This is a genomic window from Kutzneria buriramensis, from assembly GCF_003387475.1.
GTDB classification, from domain to species: Bacteria; Actinomycetota; Actinomycetes; order Mycobacteriales; family Pseudonocardiaceae; genus Kutzneria; species Kutzneria buriramensis.
The window spans coordinates 218,580-238,355 of the sequence record NZ_QUNO01000014.1 but is presented as its reverse complement, the minus strand read 5'-3'; the positions used below and the strand labels follow the sequence as shown (position 1 = coordinate 238,355).

At 71.3% G+C, this 19,776-nt stretch carries 22 protein-coding genes; 9 read left to right on the top strand and 13 right to left on the bottom strand.

Annotated elements, in window-relative coordinates; translation table 11 throughout:
- Positions 1–20: 20 nt before the first annotated feature.
- Both BCF44_RS36465 and BCF44_RS36460 read right to left on the bottom strand, forming a co-directional pair.
- Positions 21–1,904 carry a Na+/H+ antiporter NhaA gene (locus BCF44_RS36465; protein WP_116179022.1) on the bottom strand — a complete coding sequence of 628 codons (1,884 nt, stop codon included), beginning with the start codon at positions 1,902–1,904 and terminating at the stop codon, positions 21–23.
- Between the two features lie 20 nt (positions 1,905–1,924).
- Positions 1,925–2,524 carry a mycothiol-dependent nitroreductase Rv2466c family protein gene (locus BCF44_RS36460; protein ID WP_116179021.1) on the bottom strand — a complete coding sequence of 200 codons (600 nt, stop codon included), beginning with the start codon at positions 2,522–2,524 and terminating at the stop codon, positions 1,925–1,927.
- Positions 2,525–2,609: 85 nt separating this feature from the next.
- Between BCF44_RS36460 and BCF44_RS36455 the strand changes: the two genes are divergently transcribed.
- On the top strand, positions 2,610–3,536 hold the full coding sequence (locus BCF44_RS36455; RefSeq protein ID WP_116179020.1) for an alpha/beta hydrolase fold domain-containing protein: 927 nt from the start codon (positions 2,610–2,612) through the stop codon (positions 3,534–3,536).
- On the opposite strand, the gene BCF44_RS36450 is transcribed toward BCF44_RS36455, so the two are convergent.
- Together BCF44_RS36450 and BCF44_RS36445 are read right to left on the bottom strand one after the other, a co-directional pair.
- A complete protein-coding gene (locus BCF44_RS36450; RefSeq protein WP_116179019.1) occupies positions 3,522–5,582 on the bottom strand; it encodes a prolyl oligopeptidase family serine peptidase in 2,061 nt (686 codons plus the stop codon). The two genes, BCF44_RS36455 and BCF44_RS36450, sit on opposite strands and share 15 nt — an antisense overlap.
- Positions 5,583–5,655: 73 nt before the next feature.
- Positions 5,656–6,267, bottom strand: coding sequence for a TetR/AcrR family transcriptional regulator (locus BCF44_RS36445; RefSeq protein ID WP_116179018.1), 612 nt, complete (start codon positions 6,265–6,267; stop codon positions 5,656–5,658).
- A 101-nt stretch (positions 6,268–6,368) separates the two neighbouring features.
- Between BCF44_RS36445 and BCF44_RS36440 the strand changes: the two genes are divergently transcribed.
- From BCF44_RS36440 to BCF44_RS36410, 7 genes are all read left to right on the top strand, one after another.
- The gene (locus BCF44_RS36440; RefSeq protein ID WP_116179017.1) at positions 6,369–6,575 is read left to right on the top strand and encodes a hypothetical protein; all 207 of its coding nucleotides are present in this window, start codon (positions 6,369–6,371) and stop codon (positions 6,573–6,575) included.
- Positions 6,572–7,219, top strand: a complete 648-nt coding sequence (locus BCF44_RS36435) for an RNA polymerase sigma factor (RefSeq protein ID WP_116179016.1) — start codon at positions 6,572–6,574, stop codon at positions 7,217–7,219. The genes BCF44_RS36440 and BCF44_RS36435 overlap by 4 nt, the downstream gene beginning before the upstream one ends.
- A complete protein-coding gene (locus tag BCF44_RS36430) occupies positions 7,216–9,204 on the top strand; it encodes a M48 family metalloprotease (protein WP_147328767.1) in 1,989 nt (662 codons plus the stop codon). Before BCF44_RS36435 ends, BCF44_RS36430 begins: the two co-directional genes overlap by 4 nt.
- 105 nt (positions 9,205–9,309) lie before the next feature.
- Entirely contained in the window at positions 9,310–10,365 is a 1,056-nt protein-coding gene (locus BCF44_RS36425; RefSeq protein ID WP_246015984.1) for a zinc-binding dehydrogenase, read from the top strand.
- Positions 10,366–10,443: 78 nt separating this feature from the next.
- The gene (locus BCF44_RS36420; RefSeq protein ID WP_116179014.1) at positions 10,444–10,677 is read left to right on the top strand and encodes a hypothetical protein; all 234 of its coding nucleotides are present in this window, start codon (positions 10,444–10,446) and stop codon (positions 10,675–10,677) included.
- A gap of 134 nt (positions 10,678–10,811) precedes the next feature.
- Positions 10,812–11,891 (top strand): sensor histidine kinase, encoded by a 1,080-nt coding sequence (locus tag BCF44_RS36415; protein ID WP_246015981.1) that lies wholly within the window; start codon positions 10,812–10,814, stop codon positions 11,889–11,891.
- The gene (locus tag BCF44_RS36410) at positions 11,888–12,523 is read left to right on the top strand and encodes a response regulator transcription factor (protein ID WP_116179013.1); all 636 of its coding nucleotides are present in this window, start codon (positions 11,888–11,890) and stop codon (positions 12,521–12,523) included. Before BCF44_RS36415 ends, BCF44_RS36410 begins: the two co-directional genes overlap by 4 nt.
- Before the next feature lie 19 nt (positions 12,524–12,542).
- Here the strand turns inward: BCF44_RS36410 and BCF44_RS36405 are convergent, their stop codons facing one another.
- Complete coding sequence (locus BCF44_RS36405) at positions 12,543–13,064, bottom strand: methylated-DNA--[protein]-cysteine S-methyltransferase (protein WP_116179012.1); 522 nt, start codon at positions 13,062–13,064, stop codon at positions 12,543–12,545.
- A gap of 49 nt (positions 13,065–13,113) precedes the next feature.
- A complete protein-coding gene (locus tag BCF44_RS36400; RefSeq protein ID WP_116179011.1) occupies positions 13,114–14,034 on the bottom strand; it encodes a GlxA family transcriptional regulator in 921 nt (306 codons plus the stop codon).
- 85 nt (positions 14,035–14,119) lie between these two features.
- Here BCF44_RS36400 and BCF44_RS36395 point away from each other — a divergent pair, with 85 nt between their 5' ends.
- Positions 14,120–14,539, top strand: a complete 420-nt coding sequence (locus tag BCF44_RS36395; protein ID WP_116179010.1) for a RidA family protein — start codon at positions 14,120–14,122, stop codon at positions 14,537–14,539.
- On the opposite strand, the gene BCF44_RS36390 is transcribed toward BCF44_RS36395, so the two are convergent.
- The 7 genes from BCF44_RS36390 to BCF44_RS36360 all read right to left on the bottom strand — a co-directional run bounded on the left by BCF44_RS36390 (position 14,517) and on the right by BCF44_RS36360 (position 19,751).
- The gene (locus BCF44_RS36390; RefSeq protein WP_116179009.1) at positions 14,517–15,392 is read right to left on the bottom strand and encodes a serine/threonine-protein kinase; all 876 of its coding nucleotides are present in this window, start codon (positions 15,390–15,392) and stop codon (positions 14,517–14,519) included. The genes BCF44_RS36395 and BCF44_RS36390 overlap by 23 nt on opposite strands.
- Before the next feature lie 88 nt (positions 15,393–15,480).
- Positions 15,481–16,344 (bottom strand): exodeoxyribonuclease III, encoded by an 864-nt coding sequence (locus BCF44_RS36385; protein ID WP_116179008.1) that lies wholly within the window; start codon positions 16,342–16,344, stop codon positions 15,481–15,483.
- Positions 16,345–16,423: 79 nt separating this feature from the next.
- Positions 16,424–16,768: a hypothetical protein gene (locus BCF44_RS54870; protein ID WP_147328766.1), complete on the bottom strand. Its 345-nt coding sequence runs from the start codon at positions 16,766–16,768 to the stop codon at positions 16,424–16,426.
- A gap of 280 nt (positions 16,769–17,048) precedes the next feature.
- A complete protein-coding gene (locus BCF44_RS36375) occupies positions 17,049–17,447 on the bottom strand; it encodes a nuclear transport factor 2 family protein (RefSeq protein WP_116179006.1) in 399 nt (132 codons plus the stop codon).
- On the bottom strand, positions 17,444–18,238 hold the full coding sequence (locus tag BCF44_RS36370) for an MBL fold metallo-hydrolase (protein ID WP_116179005.1): 795 nt from the start codon (positions 18,236–18,238) through the stop codon (positions 17,444–17,446). The genes BCF44_RS36375 and BCF44_RS36370 overlap by 4 nt, the downstream gene beginning before the upstream one ends.
- An 87-nt stretch (positions 18,239–18,325) precedes the next feature.
- Positions 18,326–18,811: a MarR family winged helix-turn-helix transcriptional regulator gene (locus BCF44_RS36365; protein WP_211353373.1), complete on the bottom strand. Its 486-nt coding sequence runs from the start codon at positions 18,809–18,811 to the stop codon at positions 18,326–18,328.
- Positions 18,812–18,818: 7 nt separating this feature from the next.
- On the bottom strand, positions 18,819–19,751 hold the full coding sequence (locus BCF44_RS36360) for a helix-turn-helix transcriptional regulator (RefSeq protein WP_116179003.1): 933 nt from the start codon (positions 19,749–19,751) through the stop codon (positions 18,819–18,821).
- Positions 19,752–19,776: the final 25 nt, after the last annotated feature.

The window sequence follows — 19,776 nt, the reverse complement described above, 5'->3', positions numbered from 1 at the left end:
CCGGAGCAACCGGTTTCCGGTTAGGAGACGCCGCGGTGACTCTCGATCACCGCGCGGGCCCGGGCGGTCTTCACGGCGGCGGTCAGGGTGGCGAGGTCGAAGGAGCCGTAGTGCCGCTGGCCGTTGATGAAGAACGTGGGCGTGCCGGAGACGCCGCTGAGGTCGGCGGACTGGACGTCCTGGGCGATGCGGGCCTCGAACTGGTGGCGCTTGATGTCGTCATGGAAGCGGTCGCGGTCCAGGCCGAGCTCCTCGGCGTACGAGAGGAGCTCGGCGACGCGGAGGTTGTCCTGGCGCTGCATGAGAAGGTCGTGCATGGGCCAGAAAGCCCCCTGCGCGGCGGCGGCCTCGGCGGCCTCGGCGGCGAGCTGGGCATGGGGGTGCACATCGGTCAGCGGCAGATGCCGCCACACGTAACGGAGATCGGTGTCGGCGAGGAGGTCGCGGACGACCGGTTCAGCCAGACCGCAGTAGGGGCACTCGAAGTCGCCGTACTCGACGACGGTGACGGACGCGTCGGCGGGACCGCGGATGTGGTCGCGGGACGGATCGACCTCGTCGACGAGATCGATGAGCTGCGAGGAGGTGCCGAGCAGGGCGAGGGCCTTCTGCTTGGGCGTCAGGAAACGCACGACCCGGAACACGGCCCCGGTGACGAACGACGACAGCAGCACGGCGGACAGCACACCGACCTTGGCCTGGTCGAGTTCCGGCCCGCGCAGGGCAAGGGTGGCGATGAGCAGCGACACGGTGAAGCCGATGCCGGCGATGGTGCCGCTGCCGGCGACGGCGAGCCAGCCGACGGGCGGCCGGATCCGGCCGCGGCTGCCCCGCGTGATCAGCCACGAGGTGCCGAACACGGCGATGGGCTTGCCGGCGACGTAGCCGAGGATGATGCCGAGCGTCACCGGCGACGTGTACGCCCGCACCAGGAAGCCGCCGTCGATGGCGACGCCGGCGTTGGCGAGGCCGAACAGCGGCACGATCACGTAGCTGGTCCACGGGTGGAACATGTTCTGCAGCCGGGAGTTCGGCGATAGGCTTCGGTTCAGCCCGAGGGTGGCCTCGCGCGCCAGCTCAGCGGTCGGCTGCTCGCGGAACAGGCGGAACAGGCCGGTGGCGCGCTCCAGGTCGTCCCGGGCCGGCGTGTACGCGGACGTCGCGAGGCCGACGCCGAGCCCCACGACCACGGGGTCGACGCCGCTTTCCAGCAACGCCAGCCACGACACGACTCCCAGCCCGCCCAGTGCGAACCCGCTGCGCACGCCGACGATCCGCAGCGCGACCAGCACCACGAACACCGCGATGGCGATCACCAGCGGCACGACCCGGATCTGCGAGCTGTACGCGATGGCGATCACCAGCAGCGACACCAGGTCGTCGACGACGAACACCGTGAGCAGGAACACCCGCACCCGGTCCGGCACGCCCCGGCCGAGCAGTGTGAGCAGGCCCAACGCCAGCGCGGTGTCGGTGGACATCGCCACGCCCCAGCCGTGCGCGCCGGGCCCGCCGAGGTTGACCACGGTGTAGATCACCGCCGGCAGCGCCAGCCCGACCAGGCCGGCGCTGAACGGCAGCAGGAACCGCCGCCGGTCCCGGAAGTCGCCCAGGTCGAACTCGCGGCGGGCCTCCAGGCCCACGACCAGGAAGAACAGCGTCATCAGTCCGCTGTTCACCCAGCCCCGCAGGTCCTCGACGACCTCGAGGCCGCCGAGCCGCACCGACAGCGGCAGCCGCCACACCGTCTCGTACGAGCCGGTGTCCACGTTGGACCAGACCAGCGCGGCCACGATCGCCGCGACGAGCACGCCGGCGCTCGCCGACTCGGTCCGCAGGAACGCTCGCACCGGCGCGGCGATGCCGCGCTGCCACAGCGTCCGCTGCCGGGTGGGCTCGCTCACGTGACGGTAGTTTACCCAGGTCAGCTGAAGTCGAACTCGGCGTCGCGGCTGCGCTTGAGCTCGAAGAAGTGCGGGAATCCGGCCAGCACCCGGGCGGCGTCGAACAGCTCGGCGGCGCGTTCGCCGCGCGGGATGGACGTCAGCACCGGCCCGAAGAAGGCCACCTCGTCGATGTGGATGGTGGGCGTGCCGACCTCGTCGCCGACCGGGTCCATGCCGCGGTGGTGGCTCTTGCGCAGCTCCTCGTCGTAGTCGGTGCTGTGCGCGGCGGCGGCCAGCTCGGCGGGCAGGCCCAGCTCGGCCAGTGCCTCGGCGATCACGGCGTCGTAGTCCTTGTTGCCGCCGTTGTGGATGCGGGTGCCCAGCGCCGTGTACAGGTCGCGCAGCACCTCGTCGCCACGCAGCTGGGCGGCGGCGATGCAGACCCGCACCGGGCCCCAGGCGCGGTCGCAGAACTCGCGGTACCAGGGCTCGATCTCGCGGTGCTCGTTGAGCACCGACAGGCTCATCACCTGGAAGCGCAGGTCGATGTCCCGGAGCTGCTCCACCTCGAGGATCCAGCGGGAGGTGATCCACGCGAACGGGCAGGCGGGGTCGAAGTAGAAGTCGACCTTGGACATGGTGTTTCCCCCTCTTCAGCAGCGGTCTGCGCACCTTAAGCAGATGCGGCCGCGTCCGTCCACACGGGCTGCGATACTCGATCACATGTCGATCGTCACCACCGGCCAGGACGTCGTCGAGGAGACCGTCGCCTTCAACGAGAAGCTGGCGGAGCGGCTCGCCGACGTGCCGCCGATCTACGAGGCGACGGACCTTGCCGCGGCCCGCGGCGGGTTCGGGGTGTTCCCGCCGCCGACGCTGCTGCCGGAGGGCGTGGACCGAGCGGTGCCCGGCCGGCACGGGGACGTCGTCGTCCGGGTGTTCACCCCGCCTACGGTGAGCGGCGTGTACCTGCACCTGCACCCCGGCGGGCGGGTGCTCGGGTCGGCCCGCAACCAGGACGGCCGGCTGTGGGATCTCGCGGTGGCGACCTCGCTCGCGGTGGTGTCGGTCGACTACCGGCTGGCGCCGGAGAATCCGCACCCCGCCGCCGTGCACGACTGTGTGGACGCCGCGCGCTGGCTCACGGCGACGACGGAGTTCGGCACCGACCGGCTGCTGATCGGCGGCGAGTCCGCCGGCGCCGAGCTGGCCGTGCAGGTGCTGCTGGCGCTGCGGGATTCCGGGCAGCACAAGGCATTCCGCGCCGCCTACCTGGCGTACGGCGTGTACGACGCGGCATTGACGCCGAGCGCCCGGGCGTTCGGCGAACAGCATCTGGTGACGGGCACGTTGTCGGAGCGGTGGTTCCGGGCGCAGTCCTTTCCGGGCATGTCCGAGGAGCAGCTGCACGCCCCGGACATCTCCCCGCTGTACGCCGACCTGCGCGACCTTCCGGCGGCACGGTTCGTCGTCGGCACCAGGGATCCGCTGCTCGACGACACCCTGTTCATGTCCGCACGGTGGCGGGCCGCCGGCAACCCGGCCGAGGTGGAGATCGTGGCGGAGGCGCCGCACGGTTTCACGGCGTTCCCGCTCACGGTTGCCCAGCGCGAGGTCGCCGCGCAGCACGCCTTCCTAGCGGCCCACTAAGCCGGTCCGCGCGCCGACGAACGCGTGCATGTCGGCGGTGAGCGCGTTGCGCTGCTCCCGGGTGGACCCGAAGCCGTGCCCCGCATCGGTGTCCACCCGGATCAGCACCGGATTGCCGGACGAGGTGGCCGCCTGGAGGCGGGCACCCATCTTGGCCGGCTGCCACGCCGGCACCCGGTGGTCGTTCAGACCGCACGTGAGCAGCACGGCCGGGTAGGCCACGCCGTCCTCCACCCGCAGGTAGCTGTCGACGATCAGCAGATCCAGCAGGCCCTGTTCGGTGGCGACGGAGCCGAACTCGGGCGCGTTGATCGGGCCGTTCTCGGTGAACTCCATCCGCGTCATGTTGGACACCGCCACCTCCATGACCATCGCCGCCCACAGCTCCGGCCGGCGCACGATCGCGCCGCCGGTGGGGATGCCGCCGGCACTGCCGCCGTCGCCGGCCAGCCGCTCGGGCCGGGTGTAGCCGACGGCGACGAGGTGCTCGGCGCAGTCGATGAAGTCGGTGATGGTGTTCTCCTTGTTGGCCAGGTTGCCGGCCATGTGCCACTCGTGGCCGTGGTCACCGCCGCCGCGCAGGCCGGCCATCGCGAACACGCCGCCGCGTTCCAGCCACGGCAGCAGCCGGGGATTGAACTGCCGCCGCAGCACGAACCCGTACGAGCCGTAGCCGGTGAGGATGGTCGGATTCTCGCCGTCGAGCGGGGTTCCCTTGCGGTGCACCACGGTCAGCGGGATCGACACACCGTCCCGGGCGGGCGCCCGCAGGTGCGTGACTTCGATGTCGCTGAAGTCCACCCGTGACGGCGGGATCCAGCCGGTGTCGCGGAGCTCCCCGTCGTAGCGGTAGGCGGTCGGCGGCTGCGTAAAGGAGCTGAACACCACCAGCGCCGAGCGGCCGTCGGAATGTGCGGTCCACTGGGCGATGTAGCCGCCGGGCGGCAGGGGCACGTCCTCGATCTCGCCGCCGGCCAGCGGCACACGGCGCAGCGCGGCGGTGCCGGCGTCGACGTCCCGCACGAGCAGGTGGTCGCCGATGACCCGGATGCCCCGCACGGCCCGCTCGCTGCCCGGGACCAGGACCGTGCGGGTCCCGTCGGTCAGCGACCAGGCCTGCACCTCCGAGCGCGGCGCGTCCTTGTGCGTGACGACATAGAGCGTGTCGCCGTGGATCGCGTACGCGGTGATGCCGTCGGACGGATCGGCGATCTTGCGCCACTCGCACGTCGTGGGGCTGTCGAGGCCGGACCTCGGTGCGGCGTACAGCGTGAAGTCGGTCATTTCCTCGCTGATGGAGTCACCGAACGCGCGGTGCGCGATCAGGGTGAACATCAGCTCGCAGTCCTTGGGCAGCAGCAGGTACGGCCGGTCGGTCGGCGCCATCGGCAGCGACGGGTTGTGCCCGCACCGCAGCATCACCGTCGGCTCTCCGCCGCCGACCGGCACGAACCAGGTGGCGCTGTACTCGCGGCGGCGGGCCGGCGGCAGGTCCGGGTCGGGATCCGGGTAGCGGTGGCAGAAGAAGCCCGAGCCGTCCGGGAGCCAGGCGACGCCGCCGAACCGCGAGTGCCGCAGCGGGGTTTCGGTGAGCTCGCCGGTGGCCACGTCGAGCAGGTACACCTGGCTCTGCTCGGAGCCGCCCTGCGAGACACCGCAGACGATCAGTGCCCCGTCCGGGCTCGGCGTGTACCAGTCCAGGGCGCTGTGCAGCTCCCCGTCGAACGTGGCCGGGTCGAGCAGCACCCGCTCCTCGTCGCCCTCGCGCACGACCAGCACCGGCACGGTCCCGGTCTGCCGCAGGCAGAACACCCGGTCGCCGGCCAGCGCGAAGCCGGTGATCTCGACGGCGTCGGCGGTGAGCTCGTCCAGCCGGGCCTTGAGCTCCGCCCGCAGCGGCAGCGCGGCGAAATGCTCCTCGGCCGCCTTGCCCTGTGCGAGCAGCCACTCCCGCAGCTCGGGGCCGTCCTCCATCCACCGGTACGGGTCGGGCAGCTCCCGGCCGAACAGCGTGTCCACCACAGTCTCGATGCGAGCCTCAGTCACAACCGTCCCCCCATGCCCTCGACAGCGGCTCCGTCGACTGTACCGCGAATCGAAATGAACTGTACGGACCAGTTCAGCTACGGACGTAGTGGCCGAGGAACATGTCCACCCCGGTCACGATGAGCCGGTCCGTCAGTCTCTTGCCCGGGGTGCGGCCGTGGACGAGGTGCGGCGACAGCACGAGGCCGGCGAGCTGGAGCACCGCCAGGTCGACGTCCGCCACGTGGAGCACGCCGCGGTCGTTCAGCCTGGTCAGCGCCTTGGCGAACACGACGTTCGGGCCGTGCTCCAGCCACGCCTCGCCGAGCTCCGGGAACCGCCGGGACTCGACGGCGACCAGGGTGCGCAGCGCCAGCATGTCCGGCGTGGTCAGCGCCGCCACCCAGGACCGGCAGGCCCGCACCAGCTCGGCGCGAACGTCGTCGGAGTCGCCGAGGCGGGCCTCCACCTGCCGCTCCACCTCGGCCAGCGCGCCCTGGAGCTGGCCGGAGACCACCGCCCGGAACAGGTTCTCCTTGCTGTCGAAGTGGTTGTACACGGTCACCTTGGACACGCCGGCAGCGGCGGCGATGCGGTCCACGCTGACGTCGAAGCCCGCGTCCAGGAACTCGGCCAGCGCCGCCCGCACGATGGCCCGGCGCTTGCCGTCCGCCCTGGTCCCCGACGGCGCAGTCCGCTCACCCATGCCACTAACTGTACCAGTCAGTACAGTTGGCGATGGCCGGTAAACACCTCGGCCGCGGCGCGCCTCTCCCCTGACGAGAACACCGACACGGGGAGGAAAACATGCACGATCCCTTGCTGCTGACTGCCCTTTTGACGGCGGCGAGAGTGGCCGGCGAGGTGGCACGCTGGAGGTTGACCTTGCGTGCCGAGCGGGAACGGGCCCGTCTGCTGGGCCGGTTGTCGCGGGCCGCCGGGCCGGGGTCGACGGTGGCGCGCCGGGACCGCGGGGGCTGGCTGGTGATCGCTCGTGGGGAGGGCGGCGAATGACCTTCGACGAGTTCTTCCGGGCCTCGTACCCGCGGCTGCTGGCCCGGGCCGTGCTGCTGTGCGGCCACCGGGCCGACGCGGAGGATGTGGCGGCCCAGGCGTTCGCCGAGGTCGCCCGCAACTGGGCCCGGGTGGTCGGCTACGACGCGCCCGAGGCGTATCTGCACGTCACCATGACACGCAAGGCGTTCCGGCTGTTCCGGCAGCGTCGCAGGCAGGAAGAGGTGGCGGCGTTGGAGTTGCCGAGGGTCCCGCACGAGACACCGGACGACGCCATCGCGGCCAAGGAGGTGCTGGCCGCCATCGCCGGGCTGCCGCCGACGCAGCGGGCGGTGCTCGTGCACTGCTGCCTGGACGGCATGCGACAGCAGGACGTCGCGGACGTTCTCGGCATCCAGCGCGGCACCGTCGCCGCGCACCTGCACAAGGCCCGCGCCGCGCTGTCGGTGAAGCTGGGGATTCCCGTGCCGACCCTGCGTGATCCATCCTGGGCCAGCGCGCCGGCGCACGTGGAGGTCAAGGCGTTGCGGCACGTCGAACAGTGGCTGGCGGCCGCCTTCGCCGCCGACGTGATGACCCGCGACCGCGTGCGGGCCGCCGTGGATCTCGTGCACCCGCCGCAGCGTTGGTGGCGGCGCGGATGACCACACTGCGCGCGGTGCTGGCGATCCTGATGCTGTCCGGGGTGTACGTCATCGCCCTGGTGGGCGTGGCCATATGCGGCGGCCTGGCGATCCTGTGCGCGGACGTCCTGCAGTCCTACATGAACGGCGAGACGCACGGGTACATCACCTCGATATTGTTCGGGCTCGCCGGCTTGATCGTCGCGGTGGTGGTCGTGCTCAGCAGCATGTTCGCGGTCGGCGGCATCGACGCGGACACCCCATCTGTGCCGGTCGACGAGGAGCAAGCCCCGGAACTGTGGGCCTTCGTCCGGGAGGTGGCGGCCGAGGCCGGTATCCGGCCGCCACACGAGGTACGCCTGACCGGCGAAGTCAACGGATCGGTCAGCGAAGACGCTCGCCTGCTGGGTCTGCTGCCCGGTCGCCGCCGACTGCACCTCGGACTTCCCTTGCTGGCCGAGCTGTCCGCGAACGAGCTTCGGGCGTTGCTCGGGCACGAGTTCGGGCACTACCTCGGCTGGCACACCCGTGGCAGCACCATCGTGTACCGCGGTTTCCTGGCGTTGGAAAGACTTCACAACAACCTCGCCAGCGCGCCGCGCCACATACTGGGGAACGTGACCAGGCTCTTCGCCTCGGTCTTCCGCGCTTACGCCCACCTGTACGCGCGAGTCTCCTTCGCCGTTCGGCGGCAGCAGGAGTTCGAGGCCGATGCCGTCGCCGCGCGGATCGCCGGTCCCGAATCGGTCGCCCGGACGCTGAGATCCCTCGCCGCGATCGACGCCTTCTGGCACGTCTTCACCCAGAAGTACCTGCTGGCAACCGCCGGCGCCGGCTATGCGCCGGAGGACCCGCTGGCGATGTTCGCCGCCATGCTGTCCGACGAGCACCGCCGCCGGGCCCTGGACGAGCTCAAGGCCGCCGATCCCGAACCCCAGCCGCACGACCGGTTCGCCAGCCACCCCAGCATGGCCGACCGGCTGACCCGCCTGGCCGCGATGGAATCCGACGTGCCGGCCTGGCTGCGCGAGCCTGAGCCGTCAACCTGGCGTTATCCCGGCCGGAAGCTGATCGAGCACCTGCTGCCCGGGCAGGACGTCGAGGCGCTGCCGGCCAAGCAGTGGCGGGCGAAGGCCGCCCGCGTCGGCGCGCCGACTGCCGCCGCGCGGACGTTGCTCCACGCCGCCGGACCCGATGCCACCCTCGCGACCGTGCTGGAGTTGCTCGAAGCCGGTGAGGCCACGCAGCTCGCCACGCGCTTCGACAAGGAGGATCCGCTCCGCGCGATGGCCCGGCTGTGCGAGGCGTTGCACGCGCTGGCCGGGCACTACCTGGTCGAGGCCGGCAGCGCGCACTGGCGGCTGTCGTGGACCGGCCCCAGCGAACTCGTCGTCAGCGAGCTGCGCGACGATGGCGTGCGCGTACTGCCGTTCGCCGAGCTCAACGCCCTGGTCTTCGAGGCCGTCGACTCGGACGTCGACAGGCTCCGTCTGTACCTGGCGTCGCTACGCGTCGATCCTCAGCGCCCGCGGCCATTCGACGCCGAACCCGCCCTCACCCTGGTGACCGCGCCGTTCGAATCAGACCACGATCGCGCGGCCCGCAACCGCGTCTACGCCCTCTGTGCCGTCGTGGTCGTCGCCTTCGTCGCCATCACCGTGATCGCCGACAACGCCCCACCGGCTCCGCCCCGCGCCATCACCACTGTACTGCCGGAGACCACCTCGCTGCCGACCGTCGATCTCCCCACCAGCACGTACTTCCAGTTCGACCCGGGCACCGAACTCAGTACCACACTCAGCACCACCCCGTTGGTGCCCCGTTTCGACGCGACCTCCATCGGAGCCGTCGTCGTGCGCCCCGGCGACACCCTCGACAAACTCGCCCGCTGCTACCTCACCACCGTCCACACACTGCAAAAACTCAACAACCTCGGCTACGACAACACCGAGCTCGCGGTGGGACAGACCTTGCTCGTGCCCAACGCCATTCGGCTCTGTCCGTGAGGACGGGCACTGAATCCGTTCAGGCGGGGCCATCCACATGGCCAGACATGCAGGCGTCCCCTAGCGTCGGCGGCAGCGTTCTTGCCACTGGAAGGGATTCCGCCGTTGACGACCGAGCTGCCGGAGACCATGCGCGCCGTCCGGTTCCACGCCGACACCCGTGAGTTGCGTCTGGAGACCGTGCCGGTGCCGCGACCGGGGCCGACCGAGGTGGTGGTGAAGGTCGCCGCGTGCGGCATCTGCCACTCCGACCTGAGCCAGTTCGACGGCCACATTCCGGCGCAGCTACCAGTCATCACGCCCGGTCACGAGGCGTCCGGCACGATCGCGGCGGTCGGCGGCGCGGTGCGGCACTGGCAGGTCGGCGACCGGGTGGTGATCGCCGCCGGCCGGGCCTGCGGAAAGTGCCGGTCGTGCGCGTTCGGCGGCAACATCGACGACTGCGAGGCGCTGGAGGTGATGGCGTTCGCGTACGACGGCGCGTGGGCGGAATACGTTGTCACGCCGGGGGTGTCGCTGATCGCGGTGCCCGACGGCGTGCCGATGGAGCAGGCCGCGGTGCTGGCCGATGCCGTCTCCACCCCATACGGGGCGCTGGAGACCGCCGGCCTGCGGATGGCGGAATCCGTCGGCGTGTGGGGCATGGGCGGCATCGGCAGCCACCTCGTCCAGCTGGCCCGGATCGCCGGCGCGTCGCCGGTCATCGGACTCGATCCGGTGACGGGAGTGCGCGAAAGGGCCCTTTCGCTCGGCGCGGACTTCGTGCTCGATCCGTTGGCCGAGGACACGCCCGCGCGGATCATGGAGATCACCGACGGCCGCGGCCTGCGCGCCGCCTTCGACTGCGTCGGCCGCACGTCGACGGTGGCGCAGGCCAACGGCGTGCTGGCGACGCGCGGGCGGCTACTGCTCGTCGGCATCAGCGGCGAGCCGATCGAACTCGGCCGCGAGGGCGCATTCCTCGCCCGCCGGCACACCGTCACCGGTCATCTCGGCTACAAGATGCGGCATCTCGACGAGTTGGTCGAGCTGGTGTCCCGAGGACGCCTCGACTTGTCGGCGTCGGTCAGCGCAGTGCTACCGTTGGACGAGTTCGACGAGGGCATTCGCCGACTCCGGGAGCATGACGGCAACCCGATCCGGGTGCTATTGCGGCCCTGACGGTGGAGGGCGGCTCCACCCGGATCTCCACCGCCGGGAGGTGCTGATCCACCCCGGTCGCTCCGTAGCGTCCGCGCCATGGACAACACACTGCAAGACGTCATGGAGTACTTCCTGCTCCGCGGCGCGCTCATCGGCGGCGTCGTGGTGCTGGTGGTGCTCGGCCTGTTCGCGGTGGCGCTCGTGCTGCGGCGGCTCGGCAAGCTCGACCGCGCGCGGCAGGTGGTCGAGCCGATGATCCGCGAGGGAGCCCGGCGCCGAGGCGGGCTCGCGAACATGGTCGCCGAGCGCGTGATCAAGGAGCGCCGCTGATGGGGGCCGTGGTGCAGTACCTGCTGATGCGGTTCCTGCTGATCGGCGCCGGTGTGCTCGGGCTCGTCGTGCTGCTGTTCGTGCTGGCGCTGATCTGGCGGCGGACGGGCCGCTGACGTGGCAGCCTGATGGTCGTGCACCTGTCCCGCCTGTTCGACCGGATCGTGCCCGGTCGGCTGCTCGTCGGCGTCATCGGGACCGGCGTCTTCGTGATCACGCTCGCGACCGTGCAGAAACCGACGCCGGCGTGGATGTGGTCGCTCTACGGAGTGAGCCTCGCCTGTTGGCTCGCGTTCGTGGTGCTCGACCGCCGGGCGCCGCGGATGGCGCTGTACCCGCTGCTGGCGTGCCTCCTGCTGTGCGTCGTGCTGATCGGTCCCGCGCCCGACGGCACGCCGGTGCTGCTCACATGCGTGGCGCTGGCGACCACGTGCTCGCTGACGTTGTTGCCGTCCGCGCCGCTGATGGCGGTGCTGGCCGGCAGCTTGGTGATCTGCGGAGGCGGTGCCCTGGCATGGGGGCAGGGCAGCGTCTCCGCGCTCGGCGACACCGCCGCGCTGCTGATCGTCGCCATGAGCGGCCTGGCCGCCCGTCAGCACCAGTTGCAGGCGCGGCTCCAGGCCGAGGTCGCCGCGCTGGACGAGCGGGCGCGCATCGCCCGTGAGTTGCACGACGTGCTCGCCCACTCGCTCGGGGCGCTCGGCGTGCAGTTGGAGGTGGCCGAGGGCCTGCTCGCCGAGCGTGGCGACCTGGCGGGCGGCCTGCTCCGCGTGCAGCGAGCCCGGCGGCTGGCCCACGACGGCCTCGACGAGGCCCGCCGGGCCGTCGCCGCGCTGCGTTTCGACGCGCCGCCACTGGTGGAGGCGTTGGAGCAGCTCGTGGCCGACGGCCGGCGGGACCGTGGGCTGGAGATCGACCTCTCCGTCACCGGTTCCGTTCGGACGCTCTCCGCCGGCACCGCCGTGTCGCTGCTGAGGATCGCTCGGGAGTCGCTGACGAACGCCGCCAAGCACGCACCGGGTTCGCCCGTGTCGGTGATGCTGGACTTCGGCTCGGTGACCCGACTTCGGGTGTACAACGCGTCGTCCGGGGAAACCGCCGATCCTGGGCACGGTCTCGTCGGGATGCGGGAGCGGATCGCACTCGTCGGTGGCACGCTGAGCGCGGGCCGATCAGGAGGGGGCTGGCTGGTGACCGCCGAGGTGCCGGAATGATCCGGATCGTCGTCGTCGACGACCAACTCGTCATGCGCGAGGGGCTCGTCGCGCTGCTCGACCTCGTCGACGACGTCGAGGTGGTCGGCGACGCCGGTGACGGTTCGGCGGCGCTGGACCTGCTCGCGACTCGCGCCGCCGATGTCGTGCTCATGGACCTGCGGATGCCCGTCATGGACGGCGTCGAGGCCACCCGCCGGATCGCCGCCCACCATCCCGACGTCGCCGTCGTCGTGCTCACCACCTACGCCGACGACGAGTCCATCGCCGCCGCCCTCCAGGCCGGCGCCCGCGGCTACCTCACCAAGGACGCCGGCCGCGCCGAGATCACCGCCGCGCTGCGTGCCGTCGCCGCCGGTCAGTCCACCTTCGACGCCACCGTCTCCCAACGCATAGTCGCCGCCCTTTCCTCCCCCGCGCCAAGCCCGCCGCCCGCCGGCCTCACCGCCCGCGAGGCCGAGGTGCTCACCCTCATCGCCCAGGGCCTCGGCAACGCCGACATCGCCGGCGCCCTGTTCATCGGCGAGACCACCGTCAAGACCCACATCAACAACCTCTTCGCCAAGATCGACGTCCGTACCCGCCCCGAGGCCATCCGCTACGCCTACCGCCACGGCCTCGCCTCCCCCTGACCGCCGCTTACGGCGCGGATCAGACGCTCGCCGGCTCGAGGGCGAGCATGTGCCCGGAGCGAACGCCGGCCCGCTCGAACTCGAGCAGGTGCTGCTTGCGCTCGATGCCGCCGCCGTAGCCGGTGAGGTCACCGCCGGAGCCGACGACACGGTGGCAGGGCACGATGATGCCGATGGGGTTCTTGCCGTTGGCCAATCCGACGGCGCGGGCGGCGCTGGGGCGGCCGATGTGGTTGGCGAGCTCGCCGTACGAGACGGTCTCGCCGTAAGGGATCTCGCGCAGGGCGGCCCAGACGGTGCGCTGGAAGGGCGTGCCGCGCAGGCCGAGCGGCAGGTCGAAGGTCTCCAGGTCGCCGGCGAAGTAGGCGGCGAGCTGCTCGATGACGTCGCGGAAGGGCTCGGCGTCGACGGGACCGAAGGTCTCCTCGGCCGGACGGTGGCGCTGCTTGTCCATGTACAGGCCGGTGAGCACACCGTCCTGGCCGACGAGGGTCAGCGGCCCGACCGGACTGTCCACAATGGTCTTCACGGTTTCGCTCATGGGACAAGCATGGCGCGCGGGGACGGCCCGGGCTGGCGGGAATCGGCCATCATCGCCGGTGGGCCCGCCGGTAGTCGCTGGGCAGCGATCCGGTCTCGCGGCGGAAGATCACCCGGAAGTTCGCGGCGGTGCCCATGCCGGCGGCGTCGGCGATCCGGTCGACGGACCAGTCGGAGGTCTCCAGCAGCCGTCGCGCCACGAGGATCCGTTGCAGCGTAAGCCATCGCATGGGCGGCAGCCCCGTCTCCTCACGGAACCGCCGGATGAACGTGCGCCGTGACATGGCGCTGTGCCGGGCGAGCTGGTCGACGGTGAGGGGCTCGGCGATACGTTGCAGCGCCCAGCCCCGGGTGTCGGACAGGTCGGCGTCGGGCGGGGTGAGCACGTCCAGGTACTGGGGCTGCGGCCCGGGACGAGCCGGACCGGCGACGATGTCCCGGCCGGCGGCGAGTTCGGCGTCCACGCCGAAGTCGGTGCGGATGAGGTGCAGGCACAGGTCGATGGCGGCCCCGGCGCCGGCGGAGGTGAGCAGGTTGCCGTCCTGGATGTGCAGCACGTTCTCGACGACCTTGGTGCGCGGGAACAACTCCTGGAGGTGCGCGGTGTACCGCCAGTGCGTGGTGACCTGCCGGTCGGCGGTGATCCCACTGGCGGCCAAGGCAAAGGTGCCGGTGCAGACGCCGACCACGGTCGCCCCGCGCTCGGCGCTGCGGGCGATGGCGTCGAGGAACGGCTCCGGCGGCGGGATGTGCGGGTCGCCGAAGCCGGGCACCACCACGACATCGGCTTCTTCCACGGCGGACAGCGGATGCGACGGCACGATGACGACGCCGTCCTCCGGCCCGGCGTGCCCGGCCTCACCGCCCGTGAACAGCTCATAACCCCGCTGCTCGCCGAGGATGTTGATGGCGATGCTGTAGTCGAGCGCGATCACCCGCGGCAGCACGAGCAGCGCGACCCTGCGCGCCATCCACCCACCTCCTGGCACGATCCTTGCCCTCTACGGCACAGTTTCCGCTCGTCGCCGCCGAGGCGCGACACCTACGGTCGCAGCCATGAAAACAGAGAGTTTCGGTGTCCCGTGGGAGGAATCCTACGGATACGTGCAGGCCGTCCGCTGTGGCGACACCATCTACATCTCCGGGCAGCTGTCCAACGACGGCCCGGACCTGGTCGCGCCGGCGCCGGTGGACGAGCAGGGCCGCATCACCGACTTCGGCAACATGGGCGAGCAGATGCGCCAGACCTACGTCAACGCGGCGGCGCTGCTGGCCCGCTTCGGCGCGTCGCTGGCCGACGTCGTCGAGGAGGTGATCTACGTGCTGGACATGGAGGCGGCGTTCGCCGTCGCCGGGCCGGTCCGCAAGGCCGCCTATGGCGTCGAGATCCCGCAGGTCGCCAGCACCATCGTCGCCTGTAGCCGGCTGGCCTTCCCGGCGCAGCTGCTGGAGATCAAGATGGTCGCCAGGGCATAGACAGCGACACCGTCTCCGCCTCCTCGACCGCATTGGCGACCAGGCCGGACAGGGTGTTGAAGCAGTGCAGCGCGGTCGGCCGGCGGCCGGGTTCGCGGGCGGTCATCGCCCGCAGCAGCCCGGCCAGCGGGCCCGGCAGCTCGTCCGGGACCTCCGGGTCGCGGCTGAGCCGGGCCAGCGCGGCCTCCAGCTTGTTCGGACCGTCGAACTCGCGGTAGCCGGTGATGCACTCCAGCAGCACCAGGCCCAGCGCGTAGATGTCCACGGACGGTCCGAGGGCGCCGCCGAGGATCTGCTCGGGCGCCAGGTAGGCGGGCGTGCCGATGACCTCGTCCACGGCGGTCACCCGGGTCTGCCCGGCCAGCAGCGCGATGCCGAAGTCGCTCAGGTGCGGCAGGCCCCCCTCGTCGAGCAGGATGTTCGACGGCTTGACGTCCCGGTGCACCACGCCCTGGGCGTGCACGTGCGACAACGCATCCGCGAGCAGCGCGACGATCACCACGGACTCGGCCATCAGCAGCGGGCCCTGGCGCAACCGCTTGCTCAGGCTGGTGCCGCGGATCAGCTGCATCACCAGGTACGGGCGGCCCAGGTGGATGCCGCCGTCGTACACCGAGACCAGGCGGCGGTGGTTGAGCCGGTCCAGCGCCTGCGCCTCGTCCGCGATCCGCCGGCAGGCCGTCGCGTCCAGGTCGGCCGGGAACAGCTTGACCGCGACCTCGCAGTCGAGCTCCTCGTCGAAGGCGTCGTACACCTCCGTGCCGACCCCGCGGCCGAGCAGGCCCCCTACCTGGAACCTGGCCGGCAGCGGCTGGCTCGGCGGCTCGTACGCGATGTAAGGCCGCTGCCGCATCCGTTCACCTCCGCATACCCCCAGTTGGCAGCTCGGCGTCCACGATACGACGCTGGATCGGCCATTCGGCCCCAGTGTGAGATGTGGATCAGTCTTTTGCCTGTGGCAGCCTCGCCTTCCGGCCCGTTCCGCGGGCCGACGGCGGCGGCACCACCGGGCCGATGTCGCCGTCCGGGGCCTCGTCGAGGTCCACGATGACCGGCGCGTGGTCGCTGGGCCCCGATCCCTTGCGCGCGTGCCGGTCCACCCAGGCCGCCCGCACCCGCCCGGCCACCGGGCCCGAGGCCAGCACGAGGTCGATGCGCATGCCCAGGTCCTGGTGGAACATGCCGGCCCGGTAGTCCCAGTAGCTGAACACCCGCTCCGTCGGCCACCGCTCGCGCACCACGTCGTGCAGGCCCAGGTCCAGCAGCTGTTTCAGGGCCGCCCGCTCCGGCTCGGTCACGTGCGTCTGCCCCACGTAGGCCGCCGGGTCGAACACGTCCGCGTCCGTCGGGGCGATGTTGATGTCGCCGCACACCACCGCGTCCGCCGGGCCGGCCGCCAGCACCTCGCGCAGCGCCGCCAGCCAGGCCAGCTTGTACCGGTAGTGGTCGGAATCCGGCTCACGCCCGTTCGGCACGTACAGCGAGTGCACGCGAACGCCACCGCACGTGGCCGCGACCGCCCGCGCCTCCTGGTGCGGGAACCCCGGCGCGCCGGCCACACCCTGCACCACGTCGTCCAGGCCGACCTTGGACAGCACGGCCACCCCGTTCCACCGGGGCTCCCCCATCACGGCCGCCTCGTAGCCGCGCCCCGCCAGCTCCTCGCCGAGGAGGGCCGTGAACGCCTCCTCGGACAGCTTCAGCTCCTGGAGGCAGACCACGTCCGGCCGGCGCTCGTCCAGCCACGGCAGCAGCCTCGGCATCCGCTGCTTCACCGAGTTCACGTTCCAGGTCGCAACTCGCACCGGACCACCGTAGCCACCACCCCCGACAATCGCCCCGGACCTGCTGTGGGCGGGCAGGACCGCCCACAGCGGCCGATCGTCAGCGTCGACGGCGGGCCCGCAGCAGAACCCCGCCGCACAGCAGGAAAGGCGCGGCGACCGGTCCGAGCGCGAGCCCGGCGGCGGACAGGCCGGCGAGCGTGACCGCGATGAGGACCGCGGCGTGCAGCGTCGGCCGGGGCTCCGTGACGACGTCACGGGCGAGCCGGATCCAGCAGTCACAGGACCTCGGCCGGGGCAGCACCCGATACGGCGCGGCCACATGCGGGCGGCGGCGTGGCGAGGCGCTGAACTGCGGCGCGGAGCGGGGTCGGCCGCCGGCGATTCGGCGGTGACGGCCTCGGGAGCGGGCATCTCGGGAGGTGCGTGGGCGAACTCTTGCCATGTGCCAACTCCAAACTTGGTGTTCGGACGGACAGTGGCGGCGCGTCTGCGCAGTAGCCACTGCGGCTGCCGCAGCTGACCCCAGGTCGAGCTGCACAGCCTGGTCGTGCTCGGCCCCAGTCCCCTTCGTGTGCAGATGCACGTGCATTAGCACGTTCATCTGCACACGGGCGGATGCTAGCAGCGACCGTCCGTCCCGCACACCCGTTCCGTGGGGATTACCCGTCCCCGTTGGTAAAACGCCCCAAGACCGCCTGTTGCGCGCTGCATGTTGCAGTCGGTCAGGACATCGCCGCGAGCACCTTGGCGGTGTCGACGAACTGCTCGAAGCGCACGATCTTGCCGCCGCGCACCACGAAGTGGTGTGCGACCCGGACGTGGACGTGCTTGCCGGTGGCCTTGTTCGTGGCCGTGTACCGGGCCAGCACCACCACGTTCTCGCCGTCGACGACGTAGTTGTCGTCGTGCGCGGTCCAGTCGTCCCAGTCGGCGACGAGCTTCTCCATCACGTTCGACGTGACGCCCTCGGGCGTGCGATACGTGCCGGCCAGCGGAAAACCGGCCATTTCGGTCCATTCGACGTCGGGTGCGAGGGTGTCCCGCAGTGCCGCCAGATCACCGGCGGCGGAGGCCAGGTACTGCCGCCGAACCACGTCGGCGGGCCGGTCGAAGTCGCTCATCCCCAGCTCATTTCGCCCTTGGCGACCTTGGCGCCGATCTGCGCGGCGATCAGCATGCCGTGGTCGGGGTAACGGGTCGTCAGGATCTCGGTGAGCGCCGGGCCGTCGGCCGCGTTGGCCAACTCGCGCTCGAAGGTCGTCAGGTACTCACGGGTGGCGGTGATCGCGGTGGTGTCGGCGGGCGCCTCGGGCAGCCGATGCCCGGGCACCACCAGCGTCGCGTCGAGCGCCGCCATCTCGTCCAGCAGCCGTACCCAGGCGGCGCGCTGCTCGGGCTTCGGGGTGTCAGCAACCCACACGTGTTCCCGTTGGAACAGCAGGACTCCGCCGACGATCACACGGTCCTCCGGCTGCCACAGGTAGTGCCGGTCCGGGCCGCCCCGCAGCTGGAAGGCCTTGCCCTCCAAGGTGATGTCACCGGTCAGCGACGCGATGTCGATCAGCCGCGTCGGCAGGTTCGCACCGAGATGCGCCCAGGCCTTGAGCTTGCCCTCGTAGCTGTGCCGGATGTGCTCGATCACCGACGGCGTCGCGACGAACGTGGCCTCGGGGAACGCGTCGGCCAGGACCTCCGCGCCGAAGTAGAAGTCCGGGTCACCGTGGCTGATGAAGACGGTCGTCAGGCGCTTGCCGGCGTCCAGGACCGCGGCCACCAGGCGGTGCCCGTCGGCGCGGGTGAAGCCGGCGTCGACCAGCAGCGCGTCGTGCTCGCCGGTGATCAGCGTGGCCGTCTTGTTCCTGCTGCCGACCGGGAAGTCGAGGTCCAGGACGGTGTAGTCCAGTGTGCTCATCGCTGCCTCCGTAGATTTACCTGACACAACAGAATCTGACGCATCAGATATTTCCCTACGAGAATGTGCACTGGGTCACAGCGTCGATCAGTGCAGCGGCGGCAGCGCGTCGCGGGCCGCGTGGCTGAGAATCCGCAGGTCATCGAGGAAGCGCTGGCGGTGCGCCACCGGCAGCGGCTCCAGGAAGTACCGCTCGATGTTGGCGAGGTGCAGCCGGGACGCGCGCACCGCCACGTCGTCCCCACGCGGCGTCAACCGGACCAGCCGGCCCCGGCGGTCGCCGGGGTCCTCGGCCCGCGCCACCAGCCCCGCCGCCTCCATCCGGTCGATCAGCCGGGTCACGCCGCCCGTCGTCAGCACCTGCTCGCGGGCGATCGCCCCCATCGACAGCCCCGGCTCGCCGGCGCGCCCCAGGATCAACAGCACCTCGTACATCAGGTGGCTGATGCCGAACTCCTGCTCGATCGCCCGCCCCAGGATGTGCCCCAGCCGCCCGGCCACCCCCAGCAGCCGCCCGAAGCTCACGATCAGCTCGTCGCGCGCCGCCTCCCCGGCCGTCGAGATCTCATCCACGCCCAGATCATGCCCGAACCCGGGCGTACCGACTGGCGAGGCGGGCGAAGGCGGCGCGGAGTTCGGGCGGGCCGACCACCTCGATGTCGGCGTCGAAGCGGCCGAGGGTGGCGGCGAGGCCGATCCACGACCAGGAGCCGAGCAGCAGGCGGCAGCGGTGGGGGCCGAGCTCCTCGACGATGCCGTTGGGGGTGTAGCTGGACACGTGGGAAGCGGGCAGGTCGAGGATGACCTCGCCGCGGCAGGGCCAGTTGCCGGCGGCGTCGGTGCCGCGGAACCGGCCGGCGATGAAGTCGGCGAGGGTGTCGTCGGGCAGGTCGCGAGGGGTGAAGCGGGGGCCGGTGGGGACGCGCGGTGTCAGGCGGTCGACGCGGAACGTGCGCCAGTCCTCGCGGTCGAGGTCCCAGGCGACGAGGTACCAGCGCCCGCCCCACGTGACGAGGTGGTGCGGCTCGGCCCGTCGCGGCTGGTCCTGGTAGTCGAAGCGCAGCACCTCACGGGCGTGCACGACGGCGCTCAAGGTGGTGATGACGTGGACGTCGACCTGCGGCTCGCCGCCGGCGATGGCGGTGACCCGGAGGGCGTCGATGCGATGGCGCAGGCGAGCGGGCATGACCTGCCGGATGGTGGTCAACGCCCGCGCGGCGGCCTCGCCGATGCCCCCGAAGGTGATGGCGGTCTGGAGCGCCACGGCGATGGCGACGGCCTGCTCGTCGTCGAAGAGCAGCGGCGGCAGCTCGGCGCCGGCGCCGAGGCGGTAGCCGCCGTCGGGGCCCTTCAAGGTCTGGATGGGGTAGCCGAGCTCGCGCAGCCGGTCGACGTCGCGGCGGATGGTGCGCGTGCTGACGGCCAGGCGTTCGGCCAGCAGCTCCGCCGGCCAGTCGCGGCGGGCCTGAAGCAGCGAGAGCAGCGCCAGCAGGCGTCCCGAAGTCTTGGGCACGCCGTCAGAGTAGAGGACAGATCCT